12 protein-coding genes are annotated in these 17,757 nt (G+C 69.8%); 9 read left to right on the forward strand and 3 right to left on the reverse strand.

All coding sequences use genetic code 11. From position 1 onward, the window contains the following. Positions 1–36: 36 nt before the first annotated feature. On the reverse strand, positions 37–3,996 hold the full coding sequence (gene hrpA, locus AX744_RS17360) for an ATP-dependent RNA helicase HrpA (RefSeq protein ID WP_061018280.1): 3,960 nt from the start codon (positions 3,994–3,996) through the stop codon (positions 37–39). Positions 3,997–4,039: 43 nt separating this feature from the next. Here hrpA and AX744_RS17365 point away from each other — a divergent pair, with 43 nt between their 5' ends. Both AX744_RS17365 and AX744_RS17370 read left to right on the forward strand, forming a co-directional pair. Continuing rightward, positions 4,040–5,248 (forward strand): heparan-alpha-glucosaminide N-acetyltransferase domain-containing protein, encoded by a 1,209-nt coding sequence (locus tag AX744_RS17365; protein WP_231728847.1) that lies wholly within the window; start codon positions 4,040–4,042, stop codon positions 5,246–5,248. Positions 5,249–5,568: 320 nt separating this feature from the next. Then, a complete protein-coding gene (locus AX744_RS17370; RefSeq protein WP_231728848.1) occupies positions 5,569–8,778 on the forward strand; it encodes a LamG-like jellyroll fold domain-containing protein in 3,210 nt (1,069 codons plus the stop codon). Positions 8,779–8,864: 86 nt separating this feature from the next. Here AX744_RS17370 and AX744_RS17375 read toward each other — a convergent pair whose 3' ends face one another. After that, on the reverse strand, positions 8,865–9,650 hold the full coding sequence (locus AX744_RS17375) for an SDR family NAD(P)-dependent oxidoreductase (RefSeq protein WP_058632388.1): 786 nt from the start codon (positions 9,648–9,650) through the stop codon (positions 8,865–8,867). A 105-nt stretch (positions 9,651–9,755) separates the two neighbouring features. Here AX744_RS17375 and AX744_RS17380 point away from each other — a divergent pair, with 105 nt between their 5' ends. Further along, the gene (locus AX744_RS17380; RefSeq protein ID WP_230977828.1) at positions 9,756–10,364 is read left to right on the forward strand and encodes a TetR/AcrR family transcriptional regulator; all 609 of its coding nucleotides are present in this window, start codon (positions 9,756–9,758) and stop codon (positions 10,362–10,364) included. A gap of 36 nt (positions 10,365–10,400) precedes the next feature. Here AX744_RS17380 and AX744_RS17385 read toward each other — a convergent pair whose 3' ends face one another. After that, a complete protein-coding gene (locus AX744_RS17385) occupies positions 10,401–11,153 on the reverse strand; it encodes a hypothetical protein (protein ID WP_061018283.1) in 753 nt (250 codons plus the stop codon). A gap of 102 nt (positions 11,154–11,255) precedes the next feature. Between AX744_RS17385 and AX744_RS17390 the strand changes: the two genes are divergently transcribed. The 6 genes from AX744_RS17390 to AX744_RS17415 all read left to right on the forward strand — a co-directional run bounded on the left by AX744_RS17390 (position 11,256) and on the right by AX744_RS17415 (position 17,709). Next, positions 11,256–12,092 carry an aldo/keto reductase gene (locus AX744_RS17390; RefSeq protein WP_046749735.1) on the forward strand — a complete coding sequence of 279 codons (837 nt, stop codon included), beginning with the start codon at positions 11,256–11,258 and terminating at the stop codon, positions 12,090–12,092. 89 nt (positions 12,093–12,181) lie between these two features. After that, on the forward strand, positions 12,182–12,751 hold the full coding sequence (gene msuE, locus AX744_RS17395; protein WP_061018285.1) for an FMN reductase: 570 nt from the start codon (positions 12,182–12,184) through the stop codon (positions 12,749–12,751). A 34-nt stretch (positions 12,752–12,785) separates the two neighbouring features. Further along, on the forward strand, positions 12,786–14,588 hold the full coding sequence (locus tag AX744_RS17400) for a thioredoxin domain-containing protein (protein ID WP_061018287.1): 1,803 nt from the start codon (positions 12,786–12,788) through the stop codon (positions 14,586–14,588). A 153-nt stretch (positions 14,589–14,741) separates the two neighbouring features. Continuing rightward, positions 14,742–15,809 (forward strand): histidinol-phosphate transaminase, encoded by a 1,068-nt coding sequence (hisC, locus tag AX744_RS17405; protein ID WP_061018292.1) that lies wholly within the window; start codon positions 14,742–14,744, stop codon positions 15,807–15,809. Beyond that, positions 15,806–17,224: an amino acid permease gene (locus tag AX744_RS17410; protein ID WP_046749732.1), complete on the forward strand. Its 1,419-nt coding sequence runs from the start codon at positions 15,806–15,808 to the stop codon at positions 17,222–17,224. The genes hisC and AX744_RS17410 overlap by 4 nt, the downstream gene beginning before the upstream one ends. Positions 17,225–17,226: 2 nt before the next feature. Next, positions 17,227–17,709 carry an Lrp/AsnC family transcriptional regulator gene (locus AX744_RS17415; RefSeq protein WP_046749731.1) on the forward strand — a complete coding sequence of 161 codons (483 nt, stop codon included), beginning with the start codon at positions 17,227–17,229 and terminating at the stop codon, positions 17,707–17,709. Positions 17,710–17,757: the final 48 nt, after the last annotated feature.

The following is a 17,757-nucleotide window of genomic DNA, read 5'->3' on the forward strand; positions in this document are numbered from 1 at the left end:
TCAGGCTACCCGGGGTACGCGGGGCCCGGTCTCGGGTCAGCGGCCGGAGAGGACCTTCATGATGCGCTGAGGCGACACCGGCTGCGCGGTGCCCAGACGCTGTGCGAACACACTCACGCGATACTCCTCGAGCAGCCAGCGCACCTCGACGAGCGCGGGCGTCGCGTCGGGGGCGAGGGGGATGGTGCCGCCCGCGTCTTCGAACGCCTTCGCCATCCGCTCGTACTCGGTCATGCGCGCGCGGTCCTTGCCCGGCTCGCTCGCCAGAGTCTTCAAGCGGTCCAGCATCCCCTCCAGATAGCGGGGGAAGTGCGCGAGGCGCTCGGCTCCCGCGGCGGAGACGAATCCCGGGTGCAGCAGGCCGCTCAGCTGGGTGCGGATGTCGTTCAGCGGTCCGAGCAGGGCCAGCGAGTTCTGCGACTTGATACCGCGCTCGACGTCGCGGGACTTGGTGAGGATGCGTGCGACCAGCGACACGCAGGCGAACAGCTGGTCGACGAGCACGGCGGAGACCGCGTCCCGCACCCGGTCGAAATCGGCCTCGTTGCGCACGATCCCCTCCGGCACGAGGCTCTGGATGACCTTTCTGGCCACTGCCGCGCGGCAGTCTTCGATGAGTGCGGCCGCTGAGGGATACGGCGAGGCTGCGAGCGCCAGCTTCTCCTGGCTCGTGAGGTGCTCCTGCACGTACGAGGACGGAGAGGGGACGCCCAGCAGCACGAGCCGCAGCACGCCGTCGCGCGTCGCCGCTGCCGCCGCGTCGGGGGTGGATTCGACACGCACCGACACGGTCTTGCCCTGATCGACGACGGCCGGGTAGCCGCGGACCACCCCTCCGGCGACGCGGGTGTCGAGCACCTCCGGCAGCTCCCCGAAAGTCCAGGCCGTGAGACCGGTCTGCTCGAGCGACGCGGCGGCGATGCGTTCGACGCCCTCGCCCGGGGTGCCGCGTTTCGCGCCGGGGGCGCCGGAGCGGGGAGGGGCGGCGATCGAGCGGGCGACGCTGCTGCGAGCGCGGTCGGAGAGCTGCGTCTGCAGGGCACGCAGATCGCGTCCGGAGCCGACCACCCTGCCGCGCTCGTCCACGGCGCGGAAGTTCATGCGCAGATGCGGGGGCACCCGTTCATCGTCGAAGTCGGCGGCGGAGACCAGTTGATTGGCGAGCGGCTGGATGCGACGGGCGAGGGCTTCCTTGAGCGTGCGCGGGGGCAGACCGCCGTGCGACTCCGGCCCTTCGTCGATGAGCTCGGCACCGAACTTCTCCGCCCAGTCGGCCGCGGGCACCACGTGGCGACGGATGGCCTTGGGGAGAGCGCGCAGCAGGCCGGTCACGAGCTCGGCACGCAGGCCGGGAACCTGCCAGTCGAAGCCGCGATCCTCGATCTGGGCGAGCAGGGGCAGGGGCACGACGACGCTCACTCCGTCGTCGTCGGCGCCCGGCTCGAATCGGTAGGCGAGGCCGAGCACCTGATCGCCCTGCGTCCACCGGGTCGGGAACTCGCGCTGATCCGCGCGCTCCTCGTCGTCGATCAGGTCGCTCTCGCGCATCACGAGCAGCTTCGGCGTGGCCGCCATGGCCTCGCGCCACCAGCTCTCGAACGAGCGCACATCGAAAACCTCGGCGGGGATGCGTTCGTCGTAGAAACGGAACACGGCCTCGTCGCCCGCGAGGATGTCGCGGCGGCGCTCGCGCTCCTCCAGCTTCTCGAGGCGCTTGCGCAGCTCGGCGTTGCTGCGCCAGAACGCACTCACCCTCTTGTCGATCCGCGTCGGATCCCACTCGCCCTCGACCAGCGCGTGCCGCACGAACAGCTCGCGTGAGGCGGCTCTGTCGATGCGCGCGAACTGCACGCGCCTGCGCGGGATGATCTCGAGCCCGAAGAGCGTCACCTTCTCGAACGCGACAGCGGCCCCCGCATCCTTGGACCAGTGCGGCTCGGTCACCTGGCGCTTGGCCAGATCCCCGGCGAGGGGTTCGGCCCAGGCCGGATCGATCGCGGCGACCGTGCGTGCGAACGTGCGGGAGGTCTCGACGATCTCGGCGGCGATCACCGCGCGCGGGCTCTTCTTGCGCAGCCCGGAGCCGGGGAAGATCGAGAAGCGGATCCCTCGGGCTCCGCGATACTCCGCGATGCGCCGACCCTTCTGCTCCTTCGCGGGGGCGTGCGTCTTGCCGGCGGGGGCGGTGCGCTCGTCGAGGATGCCGATCTGCGAGAGCAGGCCGGAGAGCAGGGCGCGGTGGATCGCATCGGGGTCGCTGGCGCCCCCGCCCTCCCCGTCACGGTCGTTCGTCTTCACGAGGGTGCGGAGCTGGCGGTGCACATCGAACCACTCGCGCACCCGCACGTAGTTGAGGTGCTCGGAGCGGCAGAGTCGACGGAACGCGCTCGAACCGAGCTCGCGCTGCTGCTCACGCAGGTGGTTCCACAGGTTCAGCAGGGTCAGGAAGTCGCTGGTCGGGTCGACGAACCGCGCATGCAGGCGGTCGGCCTCCTCCCGACGCTCTTCCGGCCGCTCCCGCACGTCCTGGATCGTCATGCCCGAGACGATCGCGAGCACGTCGCGTGTCACAGACGAGTGGGTCGGCGAACCCGTCGAAGGGCGCCCCGCCTCGATCAGCATGCGTGCGAACCGCGGATCGATCGGCATGCGCGAGATCTCGCGGCCGATGCGGGTCAGGTGCGGGGATCCGTCCCTGCGCGACGCCTCGACGGCGCCGAGCTCGGTGAGCAGGTCGAACGCGGCCTTCACCCCACGGGAGTCGGGCGGGGTGAGGAACGGGAACGCCGTGATGTCGCCGAAGCCCAGCGACAGCATCTGCAGGATGACCGAGGCCAGCGAGGTGCGCAGGATCTCGGGCTCGGTGTACTCCGGCCGCCTGTCGTAGTCGTCCTCTGAGTACAGGCGGATCGCGATGCCGTCGCTCGTGCGGCCTGCGCGACCGGAACGCTGGTTGGCCGAGGCCTGCGAGACGGGCTCGATCGGAAGCCGCTGCACCTTGGAGCGGTTGCTGTAGCGGGAGATGCGCGCCGTGCCGGTGTCGATCACGTACTTGATGCCGGGCACGGTGAGGCTCGTCTCGGCCACGTTGGTGGCGAGGATCACCCGACGGCGCACGCCGGCCACCCTGCTGCGTTCGAACACCCGATGCTGGTCGGCGGCGGAGAGGCGGCCGAACAGCGGCAGCACCTCGGTGGGGGAGCGGTCGTTCGCGTAGGCGCCGCGCACCGCGTCCGCGGCGTCGCGGATCTCGGCCTCACCGGGGAGGAAGACGAGCACGTCTCCCGGCGGTTCACGGTCGAGCTCCCGCAGGGCGGAGACGATCGCCGACACCTCGTCCTCCGGCTCGGCAGGCGAGCTCTCGTCGTCCGCATCCTCGACCGGCCCGCGGTAACGGATCTCCACCGGATAGGTGCGGCCGGAGACCTCGATGATCGGGGCGGGGGTTCCGTCGCCGCCGGTCTCCGAGGGAGCGGCGAAGTGCTTCGCGAAGCTCTCCGGATCGATCGTCGCGGAGGTGATGATCACCTTCAGATCCGGACGCTCCGGAAGGATGCGGGCGAGGTAGCCGAGCAGGAAGTCGACGTTGAGGGAGCGCTCGTGCGCTTCGTCGATGATGATCGTGTCGTAGCGCGTGAGCAGACGGTCGCGGTGGATCTCGTTGAGGAGGATGCCGTCGGTCATCAGGGCGATGCGCGTGGCGTCGGACACCTTGTCGGTGAAGCGCACCTTGTAGCCGACGAGCGTGCCGAGCTCGACCTGCAGCTCTTCGGCCACGCGCTCCGCGATCGTGCGTGCGGCCAGGCGACGGGGCTGGGTGTGCGCGATGCGCTCGCGCCCGAGCTCGAGAGCGATCTTCGGCAGCTGCGTGGTCTTTCCCGATCCCGTGGCACCGGCGACGATCACGACCTGATGGTCGCGGATGGCGTCGGCGATCTCGGCCCTCGCCGCACTGACCGGCAGCTCGGGGGGATAGGAGATCACGGGAGAAGACATAGCCCTCCATCGTATGCCGGGAATCGCCCCCTACGATCATGGGGTGATCACCGCTCTCGCTCCTGTCCAGTGGTTCCGCGAGTTCGGGCGGCCGCCGCGCATCCTCGGGCTCGACATCGCCAGAGGACTGGCGATCCTCGGCATGGCCGGAGCGCACATCGGCGAGACAGAGGCATTCGACTGGTTCGACCCCTCGACGTGGACCGACCTGGTGCACGGGCGGTCCTCGATCCTGTTCGCGGTGCTCGCCGGTATCTCGATCGCCCTGATGACCGGGCGCAGTGCCGGTCCCGACCGCGAGCGGATCCCGAGCATCCGCCTGCAGCTGATCGGGCGTGGTGCGGTGATCTTCGTGATCGGGCTGGCGCTGGAGATGCTGAACACCCCGATCGCCGTGATCCTGACGCTCTACGGTCTGCTCTATGTCGCGGTCATCCCGTTCCTGCGGTGGCGGCCCTGGCAGCTGCTGAGCGCCAGTGCGGTGCTCGCGCTGCTGGGCCCGTCTCTGCTCGCCTTCCTGAACGCGGTGATGCTGAACCCCTACGGTTCCGGTATCGGATTCGTGCTCTACGGCACGTATCCGATCACGGTCTGGATGGCGCTGGTGCTCGCCGGCATGGCGTTCGGTCGCCTGCACGTCGAGCGGCTGCGCACGGCGGCGGTCGCGCTCGGGATCGGGTTCGTGCTCGCCGTGATCGGCTACGGCTTGGGCGGAATCGGTCAGGCAGCGGGACTCGCCGGGGGCTTCAGCAGCAGCTCGTTCTCCGACAGCAGCTCCTTCTCCGACAGCGGCTCGTTCTCCGACGGCAGCTCCGGCAGCGTCGTCTCCCCGCCCTCCGGGTGGGAGGGATACCCGCAGGCGCTGACCGAGACAGATCTCCTCCGCGCCGTGCTCACCGCGGTCTTCGCGGTCGAACCGCACAGCGGCGGCACCGCAGAGATCCTCGGATCGGGCGGCTTCGCGCTCGTGGTCATCGCGCTGTGTCTGCTGCTGAGCCGGCCGCTGCGCTGGGTGCTGCTGCCGCTCGGCGCGCTCGGCTCCATGCCCCTGACGGCATACAGCGCTCACGTCGTCTCCGTCGTGCTGGTGGCCGGGCCAGGAGGGTTCTTCTCGAGCAACGCCTTCTGGGCGGCCACCGCGCTCGGACTGCTGCTCCTGACGACGCTCTGGTCGATGTTCTTCGGACGGGGCCCGCTGGAACGCCTGGTCGGACGAGGGGCAGCGGCGATGGCGGCGGTGCCGCGGCGCTGATATGGCGGCGGTGCGGTGGCGCTGATCCGGTCGGCTTCGAGCGTTCCTCCGGATCGGGAGGCGCGATGTGTTACCGTGGGTGCGCAACGCCTGTCTGGCGTCTGCGACCGACTGGCATGGCTGGTCGGACTGGGGAGTTTCGAACTGGGGAGTTCACACCACCGCGTCGCGGCGATCTTTCGCCGCCTCGATGTCGTCGAGCGCGCGGGGGATGATCACGCCGCGTTCGGGACAGCATCGACTGGGGAGTCACGGTGGGGAACACGAGTTTCGGGCGACGGACACGCTTCGGGCGACGGACAAGAGGTGTCGTCGCATCAATGCTGACGGCCGGCCTGCTGATCGCGGGTCTGTCGGGTGTGGGAGCGACGGCGGCCGCCGCGGCGGATGTGCCGCCGACGATGCCGCCGCAGTTGCAGCGCGACGAGAACGTGGTGACGTCGGACCCGATCCCGACTGTGCAGATCGACAACGGCTACGTATGGGCGCAGACCACGATCGGCACCACGGTGTACGCGGTCGGCAAGTTCGACAACGCGCGGGAGCCGAAGGCGGCGCCCGGGACAGCCCTCACCGCCCGTTCGAACGTGCTGGCCTACGACATCGTCTCGGGTGCTCTGTCCTCGTTCGCCCCGACGGTCAACGGCGTCATCAAGGCGGTCGCCGCGTCTCCCGACGGGTCCCGCATCTACATCGGCGGCTCGTTCAACAAGGTGAACGGGAAGGACCGCTGGAACTTCGCGGCGCTCGATGCCAAGACCGGTGAGCTGGTCCCGCAGTTCGCGCCGTCGATCGGCGGCAGCGGCGTGTACGCCATCACGACCGACGGGTCGAACATCTACCTCGGCGGTCTGTTCACCCAGGCCAACGGCGTCGCCCGGAAGAACCTCGCGGCCTTCGACCAGAAGAACGGAGCGCTCCTGAGCTGGGCCCCGCAGGCCGACCGCCAGGTCGACGCCCTCGTCATGGACCCGGCGGGCACGAACGTCATCGTGGGAGGACGCTTCTCCGCGGTGAACGGCAGCAGCCTGCGCGGTTCCGCAGCGGTCGACAAGTCCACGGGTGCCGCCGACACCGCCTGGGGCATCTCCAAGGTCGTGAAGAACAGCGGCAGCAGCAGCAACTCCGGCATCTTCGCGCTCGCCACGGACGCGAACACCGTCTACGGCACCGGGTGGAGCTGGGCCGGCGGGGGCAACCTCGAGGGCACGTTCGCCGCTGAGGCCGGCACGGGTGCGGTGCGGTGGATCGCAGACTGCCACGGCGATCACTACGGCGTCTACTCGACCGGCAAGGTGGTCTACACGACCAGCCACATGCATTCCTGCAACACGATGGGGCTCCAGCCGCAGAAGAACCCGGCGGTGTACCAGTACGCCGAGGCCTACACGGCCGACGCGCGCGGAACTCTCTCCGCGAACACCTACTCCGGGTACGCCAACTGGGCCGGCACCCCCGCTCCGTCGCCGTACCAGTGGGCGCCCGACTTCGCGGTCGGCACCACGAGCGGCCTCGGCCAGGCGGGCCTGTCGATCACGGGCGCGGGCGACATGATCTCGATCGGCGGAGAGTTCCGCTCGGTGAACAACGGGCAGTTCGAGGGAATCGTGCGCTTCTCCACGAACCCTCCGGGTGGTGCGAAGGACGGGCCCCGGCTCTCCGACGCGGCATGGAAGCCCACGGCGGGCACCTCGCCCGTCCCCGGCAGCGCCCGGGTGTCGATCCCCACGAACTGGGACAGGGACGACCTGACCCTCACCTACGAGCTGCGCCGCGACGGTGCCACCGAGCCTGTGGCCACCGCGACAGCGGACGGCACCTGGTGGAAGCAGACGACGGTCACCCTCGACGACCCGACGGCGACCCCGGGAGCCACGCAGAGCTACACGGTGGTCGCGAAGGACCGTGACGGCAACATCGCCACGAGCGCGAGCGTGAACGCGAAGGCCACGGCGGGCACCGCCTCGGCCTACTCGAGGAAGATCCTCGCGGACAAGCCTTCGCTGTACTACCCGATGGGCAACGTCTCGAAGGACTGGGCCGGATCGAACAACCCGGTGAGCGGCACGGGAGCTTCAGCCTCGTCGTCGGGCATCGAGAACAGCGGCACCGGTTCGACGACGTTCAACGGCACCACGAACGGGCGGGTGTCTTCCGATGCGAAGGCGCCGGTGTCGAGCGAGTTCTCCGCGGAGATCTGGCTCCAGACCACCACGAAGACCGGTGGCATGCTCATCGGCTCCGGAGCGGCCAAGACGGGGAGCTCCGCGAGCGTCGACCGGCAGCTGTACATGGCCAACAGCGGCACCCTGACCTTCGGCGTCTTCGCCGGGCAGGCCCGATCCACGATCGCCGGAACCAAGGCGCTGAACGACGGCGTCTGGCATCACGCTGTCGTGTCGCAGGGTGCGGCCGGGATGAAGCTGTACGTCGACGGCGAGCTCGTCGCGTCCGACGCCGCGGTAACGACGGCCAAGACCGACCCCGCCTACCTCCGCATCGGGGGAGACGCGCTCACGGGCTGGCCCTCTGCTCCTTCGTCGAACTACTTCAAGGGATCGCTGGACGAGGCCGCGGTGTACCCGCTCGCGTTGAACGCCGACCAGGTGCGCTCGCACTTCCAGCTGGGCAAGGGTCTCAAGGCTCCGACGGCGACCTTCACGGCCCAGGCGACCGACCTGACCGTCGCGGTCGACGGGTCGGGATCCACCGCAGACGGCGCAGCGTCGATCAGCGGCTACGCGTGGGACTTCGGCGACGGCTCGTCGGTGACCGGCGCGACGGCGACGCATGACTATGCAGCGGCCGGCACCTACACCGTGCGGCTGACGGTGACGGACAGCAGCGGACTGTCGGCGTCGAGCGAGAAGCAGGTCGCGGTGACGGCTCCCGTCGTGGCCGATGTCGTGGTGGCATCCGACCGGTTCGACCGTGCGGTGGAATCCGGCTGGGGCACTGCTGAGGTCGGTGGCGTATGGACGCCCATGCAGGGCAAGTCGACGGCTCTCTCGGTGGCCGACGGTGCGGGAGTGATCGACCTCGTCGCCGGGCAGACCAGGGAGATGCTGTTGGACGATGCGTCGGTGCGGGATGCCGCCACCACCATGTCCTACACGCTCTCCGGCGGTCCGGAGTCTGGCACCGTCTACGTCGGAGCGGGTTCTCGGCGCAACGCGGACGCCGGCTACCGCGCCCTGGCGTGGCACCGCGCTGATGGGGCGACGTGGGTCGTGATCCAGCGCAACGGGACGGCCATCGCGAGCGCCGCTGTGCCGGGGCTGACCTGGAGTGCCGGCACCGTGTTCCATCTGTCGACCGAGACGACCGGGTCGTCCTCGACCACGATCCGCGCCAAGGTGTGGGCCGACGGGCAGCCGGAACCGGCGACGTGGCAGGTGTCCGCGAGTGACGCGACCGCGGCGCTGCAGAGCGAGGGCTCGCCCTCGGTGTTCTCCTACCGGGCCGGCACCGCGACCGGCACGAACGTCGTGCGGGTGAACGAGGTCAAGACCACCCGGATCGGTGGCTGAGCAGCCGCTGGGCTGAGCGCAGACGCAGAGGGGGCACCTGCATCGGCCGGTGCCCCCTCTGCGCCTCTCAGACGTCTTCGGACCTCTCAGAAGTGGGTGCCGCCGTCGATGCGCACCTCGGTGCCGGTGATGAAGGCGCCGTCCTCGCTCGCGAGCATCGCCACGACACCGGCGACCGATTCCGGTCCGGCGAAACCCTCGCCGATCGCGGGTGCGAGCTTCATGAACAGGCTCATGTCGGCGTCGGCGGGGAGGCCGGGCCCGTTGCTCTGGTTGCTCCGTCCGGACCCGTCGGTCATGCCGGACGAGATCGACCCCGGCTGCACCGCGGTGAAGCGGATACCGCTCTTCGCGTACTCCGCTGCGAGCGCATGGGTCATCGACTGCACGCCGCCCTTGCTGGCCGCATAGGCCGCCATGTAGGGGTGTGCGAATCCGGCCGAGGTCGAGCTGAAGTTGACCACGGCGGCCGAGGAGCCCTCCTGCAGGGCGGGGATCGCCGCGCGGATGACGAGGAACGTCCCGACCAGGTTGATGCGGATGACCTGCTCGAACTGGTCGAGCGTCGTCTCGTGGGTGTGCGAGGAGCGGAGGATGCCGGCAGCGTTGACGAGCACGTCGAGTCCGCCCAGAGCGGCGACGGCTTCGGCGACGCCCGCGGCAACGGAGGCCTCGTCGGCGATGTTCATCGTGACGGTGGTGAGGCGTTCGGCGAGCGGCCCTGCCTTGGCGACCGTGTCGTCGAGGCCTTCGGTGCTGACGTCGGCGGCGACGACGCTGCCGCCTTCACGGAGCATCCGCAGCACGGTGGCCTGGCCGATGCCCGACCCTCCTCCGGTGACGAGAGCCCGACGTCCTTCATAGCGGTTCATGATCTTCCCTTCGTGACGAGTACTGGCAGGATATGCCCGTTTGGCATGTTGTGCCACCTAGTCCCAACCTGCCGGTGCCCGGATCTGTTCCCGTACGCTGTGACGGTGGAGACGTCGACCCTCACCGAGCGCCGCAAGGCCGCGACCGAGCGCGAGATCGCTGCCGCTGCGGCCGCGTTGTTCGCGGAGCAGAGCGTGGCGGGCGTCACCGCAGAGCAGATCGCGGCGCGTGCGGGCGTCTCGGTGCGGACGTTCTACCGCTACTTCGCACGCAAGGAAGACGCGATCGCGCCGATCCTCAGCGTCGGCGCGCAACGGTGGCAGGAGGCCTTCGCGCAGGTCGGAGAGGGGGCTCTGGGTGAGCAGATCCCGGCCGTGATCGAGGCGCAGCTCGCCGAGGGACAGTCAGGTGCGGGCATCGCCGACGGGCTCGAACTCGACACGATGCTCGGCGTGCTCCGCGGACTCGACGACGATTCCGAGATGCGCGACGTGTGGCTGCGTGTGAACGATGATTCCGAGCGCAGGTTGCGTGCGATCCTTCAGGAACGCGGCCTCGCCGTGTGGGATGCCGCATTGCTCGCCGCCGTCGCGACCGCCTCGATCCGTGTCGGGCTCGAACAGTGGGCGGCGGATCCCGACGGCCCTCGTCCCGCCGTGCGCGCAGTCGACGCCTTCCGGTCGATGTCGCAAGGGCTGAGCGGACTCGATTGACGTCGTCCGCTCACCGGCCCGTGCGCGGCGCCGTCGCTACACGGGCAATGCCAGATACAAGCGGTAGGCGGCTTGACCGGCGAAGCTGTCCGCGGCGTTCGCGGGCGCTTCGACGAGGTACAGGCGCCCGGGAGCATGCGGACGCGATTGCGCGTCGAGGTGCCACACCACCCGGCTGATCGTCGCTCCCTCGAAGTCGTATCGGGTGCCGGAGCCGTCGTCGAAGACCTGTTCCGTGTAGGTGGGGTCGCCGATCCTGCTCCGGATGTCGATGGCGGCCTGTGCTGCCTCCTCGTCGGAGGCGAACTGCAGCACGGTCAGCGTGGCGCGTCCGGTGTCGGAGCTGAACACGGCGGTCGTGGCGTCGCGGGAGCCGAGGTCGTTCGGAGTATCCGTCCACTCGCCTTCGAGCTTCCAGTCGCCGGCAGCGGTTCCGACCTCCGTCGAGGCCGCGGTGCACAGCTCACCGCACCCCGATGTCGGAAGGGCAGGGGGTGGCGTCGTGGTCGGGGTGGATTCCGGCGTCGCCGATGTCGATGGTGCCGTGGTCGACTGTCCGCGTCCCTCGCCGATCTCGGCGCGCAGACCGGCGGCGAGAAGAAGATTCGTCCCGATGGTTCCGAGAAGGAGGAAGGCGGCGACGACGATGACCAGGATGACGATGGTCCGACTGCGCCTCTTCGTCGCTGTGACGACCCGTGTCTCATCCTCGTCGGGATCATGCGTCTCGGCCGCGGGCGGCGGGGGCGGGAGATACTCCTCATCGCCGGACGTGTCGCGTTCATTCATCGACCTCAGCCTACGGAAGTCGGTCGGGCACTGCGGCGACCGCACCGACTTCTTTCGTCACCGGCCGGGTCCACCTGTCATCACAGGTCATAGGCTGGAGACATGACGATTCCTGCACTCGAACTGAACGACGGCAACTCCATCCCCCAGCTGGGCTACGGCGTCTTCAAGGTGCCGCCGGCAGAGACCGAGAAGGCGGTGAGCGAGGCTCTGGAGATCGGCTATCGCCACATCGACACCGCCGCGATCTACGGCAACGAGGAGGGCGTGGGTGCCGCCATCGCATCCTCTGGCATCCCCCGTGACGAGCTCTTCATCACGACGAAGCTCTGGAACGACCGTCACCATGACGACGAGCCCCGCGCCGCCATCGGCGAGAGCCTCGAGAAGCTGGGGCTCGAGAAGGTCGACCTGTACCTGGTGCACTGGCCCACCCCGGCCAAGGACGACTACGTGCACGCGTTCGCGAAGCTGATCGAGCTGCGTGAGGAAGGTCTTACCCGCAGCATCGGCGTATCGAACTTCCTGGTCCCGCACCTCGAGCGCACCGTGAAGGAGACGGGCGTGGTCCCGGCTGTGAACCAGATCGAGCTCCACCCCGCGTACCAGCGCCGCGATGAGGTCGCCTGGGCCGACGCGAACAATGTGCGCATCGAGGCGTGGGGTCCGCTCGGCCAGGGCAAGTACGACCTGTTCGGCATCCCGGCCGTCGCGGATGCCGCAGCCGCGCACGGGGTCACCCCGGCGCAGGCGGTGCTCCGCTGGCACCTGCAGAAGGGCATCATCGTGTTCCCGAAGTCGGTGCGCGCCGAGCGCCTGCGCGAGAACCTCGACGTGTTCGGCTTCGAACTGACCGACGCCGAGATCGCCGCGATCGACGCCCTCGACCCGCTCGACGGTTCCGGCCGCGTGGGCTCGCACCCGGACGAGGTCAACTGACCCTCTCGGGGAGACGGAGCCTCCGGGCCTACATGACGCCCCGTGTCGCCTCGCGCGACACGGGGCGTCGTCCTGAGTACCGTCGAGGCATGACAGCTCCGTACCGTGTCGCCGCCGTGTCGGGATCCCTGCACGAGCCCAGCAAGACGACCGCCCTCGTCCGCGCGATCACGGCCGCCATCGCCGAGCGCGCCGACATCGAGTCGCAGCTCATCGAGCTGACGCAGATCGGACCGGGGCTGGCCGGCGCGTTGCAGCGTGACCAGCTGCCGCCGGAGGTCGAGGCGCAGTTGCAGGCGATCGAGTCCGCCGATCTGCTGATCGTGGGCAGCCCCGTGTATCGGGCGTCGTTCACCGGGCTCTTCAAGCACCTGTTCGACTTCGTCGGTCAGTACGACCTGGTGGGAAAGCCGGTGCTGCTCGCCGCGACGGGCGGCGGCGAGAAGCACGCCCTCATCATCGAGCACCAGCTGCGTCCGCTGTTCGCGTTCTTCCAGGCGCTCACCCTGCCCCTCGGCGTCTACGCCAGCAACACCGACTTCGACGGCTACGAGATCACCTCCGAGGTGCTCGAAGCCCGCATCGCTCTGGCAGCCGAGCGTGCGCTGCCGCTGGTGGGGTACGCGGCCTCGCGTCCGGTCGAACTCCTCGTCGGCTGACCGCAGTCGCCACGCGCGGCGTAGCGTGGAGGCTATGACCAATCGGCTCGCGGACACCCTCAGCCCGTACCTGCGCGCGCACGCCGACAATCCGGTCGACTGGTACCCGTGGGGTGAGGAGGCCTTCGCGGAGGCCCGGCGGCGGGACGTGCCGCTGCTCATCTCGATCGGCTATTCGACCTGCCACTGGTGTCACGTGATGGCGAGGGAGTCTTTCGCCGATCCCGTCACCGCGGCGCTCATCAACGAGGGCTTCGTCGCCGTCAAGGTCGACCGTGAGGAGCACCCCCAGGTCGACGGTGCGTACATGGCGGCGGCCTCGGCCTTCACGCAGAACCTGGGTTGGCCGCTGACGGTGTTCGCCACGCCGCGCGGACGCACCTTCTACGCCGGCACGTACTGGCCGCCGGAGGCCCGTGCGCCGATGCCCGCCTTCCGTGAGGTCCTCGCCGCGGTGCGGGAGGCCTGGACGCTCCGTCGCACCGAGGCCGAGGAGTCGGCGGATGCCGTGACGGACGCACTCGCCCGAGCAGCGGAATCGGCGCCATCGGACGTCCCGGATGTCGTTGCGATCACGACGGCGGCGGAGGCGATCGCGCAGCGGGAGGACCGCCGGTTCGGCGGCTTCGGCGGCGCGCCGAAGTTCCCCGTCGCCACCACGCTGCGGTTCTTGCAGCATCCCCTCGTGCGAGAAGGTGCGCCGGAGGCATCTGCCGCTGGTGCGCGCGCGCTCGCCGCGATGGCGGCCTCCGACCTTCGCGACGCCGACGGCGGGTTCTTCCGCTACGCGACCGGGCGCGACTGGACCGTGCCGCACTACGAGCGGATGCTGACCGACAACGCGCAGCTGCTCGACATCGCTCGTGACGGGGGAGACGAGCCGACCGTGCGAGGTATCGCCTCGTTCCTGACGGGCGTGCTCCCGCGCGACGGAGGCGGATTCGGCGCCGCGCAGGATTCCGAGTCGACGATCGACGGCGTGCGCTCCGAGGGCGGGTACTACCTCCGCCCGGTGGCCGAGCGCGCGGGCCTGGAGCCCCCGGCGGTCGACGGCAAGGTGATCACCGGATGGAACGGACTCGCGATCGGTGCCCTCGCCCGCGCCGGGGCCGCGTTCGGAGAACGGGCGTGGATCGACGCGGCCGCCGCGGCTGCCGACCACGTGCTGCGCACCAATCGGGACGCCGAAGGCGCTCTCGTGCGTGCGTCGCTGGATGGACGGGCATCGACTGCCGTCGCGACCGCCGCCGACCTCGGCCTTCTCGCCCACGGCCTCTTCGCGCTCGCGCTGGCGACCGGCGAGACGGACTGGGCGATCACGGCGCGTGGCATCCTCGACGACGTACTGTCGGGAGCGGGAGGCGACGACCCCCTGCTCTCGGCGCAGGGCATCGCGACCTCGCCCGATCAGACCGACGGCGATCTGCCGTCGGATGCCGCGGCGATCGCGAGCGCCGCCCTGACCGCGTGGTGGATGGGCGCGGGGGATCGGTATCGGGAAGCGGCCGTGTCGACGGTGAGCGCGCTCGCGACCAGGTCGCTGGAGCAGCCGTTCGCCCACGGCACCCTGCTGCGGGTGGCCGCCGGCCTCGCGGCTCCGCCCCGTCAGCTCGTGGTGGTCACCGGGGAGCCGGACAGTGCGCTCGCCGCCGCAGGCCGAGGCGCTGACGCCGAGGTCGTCGCCGTGGTCACCCCGGACCAGGCGCGGGCATTCGCGGATGCCGGGTTCGAGCTGTTCGAGGGCAAGGACACGTCGACGGACCGCGCCTACGACTGTCGGGCGTTCGTGTGCCGGCTGCCGGTCAGCGATCCTGCCGAGGTGTCGGTCGCTCGCTGACCATCACACTGTGCAGTGTGTCCAGCCCATCCCGAGGGACGGGCGCTCGATTGCGCGAGATGCGCAGCTTCCGGTGCGCCGATTGCCCAGTGGTGGGATTCCGTTCTAGTGTTGCGCGACACCTCACCCGATCACAGCAAGGACGCTCTGACGATGCCCCTTCCCACTCGCGCCGGACTCGACGCCGTTCCCGCTTACCGTCAGGGGCGCTCCGCTCCGGCCGGTGCGTCCAAGCTCTCCTCGAACGAGTCCCCGCACCCGCCGCTCCCGTCGGTCGTCGAGGCCGTGCGTGAGCGCCTCGACGGAATCAACCGCTATCCCGATATGAGTGCCGCGAAGCTGCGCGAGCGACTCGCCTCCCGCTACGGTGTCGACGTCTCCGAAGTCACCGTCGGTGCGGGGTCGGTGGAGATCGCGGCGCAGCTCATCCACGCGGCCGCCGGTGACGGCGACGAGGTCATCTTCGCGTGGCGGTCGTTCGAGGCGTATCCGTCGCTCGTCCGCATCGCCGGGGCGACGCCCGTCCCGGTGCCGCTCGACGCGGACCACGCTCACGACCTCGACGCGATGCTGGCGGCGATCACCCCACGCACCCGCCTGATCTTCGTCTGCAATCCGAACAACCCGACGGGCACCGTCGTGAGTGCCGACGAGTTGGAGCGTTTCGTCGCGGCGGTGCCGCACGACGTGCTCGTGGTGATCGACGAGGCCTACGTGCACTTCGACCGCACCGAGAGCAGGGGAGCCGGCATCGAGCTGTTCCGACGTCACCCGCACGTGGCCGTGCTGCACACGTTCTCCAAGGCCTACGGGCTCGCCGGGCTCCGGATCGGCTACGCCATCGCGCCGGCCGCCGTCGCCGAGAACCAGCGCAAGGTGGCGGTGCCGTTCGGTGTGACCGACCTCGCCCAGACCGCTGCCCTCGCGTCCCTCGACGCCGAGGAGGAGCTCGCGACGCGTATCGACGAGGTGGTCGCCCAGCGCGACCGCCTGCACGACGTGCTCACTGCCGCCGGATGGCCCGCCGTCCGCTCGCAGGCCAACTTCGTCTGGGTGCCATCCGGGGACCGCACACCGGAGCTCGAACGACTGCTCCAGGAGGGCGGCGTGGTCGCACGCGTCTTCCCCGGCGAGGGCGTCCGCATCTCCTCGGGCTCCGTGGAGGACATCGATCGGGTGCAAGCCGCCCTCGAGACCGAGCTCGCCGAGGTGAACGCATGACCGATGGACGCGTGACCAACGATCCCGTGACCGAGGTGCCCACCACCACGACGACCACCAAGGGTCTGCACCCGGGGCTGACGCGCCGTCAGATCTCGATGATGGGACTCGGCGGCGCGATCGGCGCCGGCCTGTTCGTCGGCTCGGGCCAGGCGATCAGCATCGCGGGGCCCGCAGTGCTGGTGTCGTACCTCGTGGCCGGCGGCATCGTCGTGCTCGTGATGGCGATGCTGGCCGAGATGGTCGCGGCGAGGCCGAGCTCCGGTGCCTTCAGCTCGTACGCGCAGAAGGCGATGGGCCGTAGCGCCGGCAGCGCGGTGGGCTGGCTGTACTGGATCCAGCTGGTCGTGGTGATCGCGGCCGAGGCGACGGGCGCCGGCGCGATCGTGGCGAACTGGACCCCCGGGATCCCGGCCTGGGTGTGGGTGCTGATCTTCGTCGTGGCGCTCACGGCCGTGAACCTGTTCGGCGTGCGCAACTACGGTCGCTTCGAGTTCTGGTTCGCGGCGATCAAGGTCGCGGCGATCATCGCCTTCCTCGTGGTCGGGGTGTGCGCGATCGTCGGCCTCATCCCGGGCGTGCCGGGTACCGGCATCTCGAACCTCGTCGACAACGGCGGGTTCGCCCCGAACGGCATCGCGGGCATCGCCGGTGCCCTGCTGATCGTGGTCTTCGCGTTCGGCGGCACCGAGGTGGTCGCTATCGCCGCCGCCGAGTCGAACGATCCCGCGCGCAACATCCGCCGCATCGTCCGCGAGGTGCTCGTGCGCATCATGGTGTTCTACGTCGGGTCGATCTTCGTGATCGTGGCGGTGCTGCCCTGGAACGATCCTGCGGTGAAGGCCGGCCCGTTCTCCGCGGTGCTCGAGACCCTGAACGTACCGGGAGTCGGCCTCGTGATGGACCTGATCGTGATCATCGCGCTGCTCTCGGCCATGAACGCCAACATCTACGGTGCCTCCCGCATGGCGTACTCGCTGGGGGAGCGGGGCCTTGCTCCGCTGGCTGCGACCCGGACGAGCCTCAAGGGCGTGCCGTTCGTCGCGGTGCTGGCCTCCGTCGCCTTCGGGTTCGTCACGGTCGGACTCAACTGGGCGTTCCCCGACGTCGTGCTGCCGGCCCTGCTCAACGTGGTCGGCTCGACGCTGCTGGTGATCTGGACCGCGACCGCGGTGGCGCAGATCATCCTCCGCCGTCGTGCGGACCGCGCAGGCGACGAGATGCCGATGCGGATGTGGGGCTTCCCCTGGCTGTCGTGGCTGTGTCTGGTGCTGCTCGCCGCGGTGATCGCCCTCGCGATGATCGATGAGGCCGCCCGCATCCAGTTGCTGCTGACACTCGGGCTCACCGCCGTGCTCCTGCTCGTCGCACGCGCGACCAGGAGCGTGGCGAGGCCCGGCGTCCCGCGGGAGTGACGATGCGCATCGATCGCCTCGACGCCCAGCTCATCCGACTGCTGACGGAGTCGCCGCAGCTGCCGATCCTGGAGTGCGCGCGGCGGCTCGGCATCGCGCGGGGAACGGCGACGAGCCGACTCGCGCGCCTGCACGAGGGCGGGGTGATCGAGGCGATCGTGCCGCGCATCGATCCGGCCGGATTCGGATACGGTGTCGTCGCCTTCTGCCTGGTCGAGATCGATCAGAAGGTCGGGCATGACGAGGTGGCGACGGCGCTGGCCGACGCCGTCCCAGAGATCGTCGACATGCACACCGTCACCGGAGCGAGCGACATGCAACTGCGACTGGTGGCGCGCGATGCCACGCAGTTGCAGGAGGTGCTCGACCGGGTCGCCCTGGTGCCGGGGGTCGCCCGCACCGCGTCGTCGATCGCGATGCGCACGCATCTCTCCGGTCGGGTGCTCCCTCTGGTCGAACACGTCGCGGCGGACGAGATGCCGTAGCGCGGTAGAGTTCGAGCATGTCGAGTCCCGAGTCAGACGAGTCGGGGG

The organism is Microbacterium sp. CCH5-D1, from assembly GCF_001557335.1.
Taxonomy (GTDB): domain Bacteria; phylum Actinomycetota; class Actinomycetes; order Actinomycetales; family Microbacteriaceae; genus Microbacterium; species Microbacterium oxydans.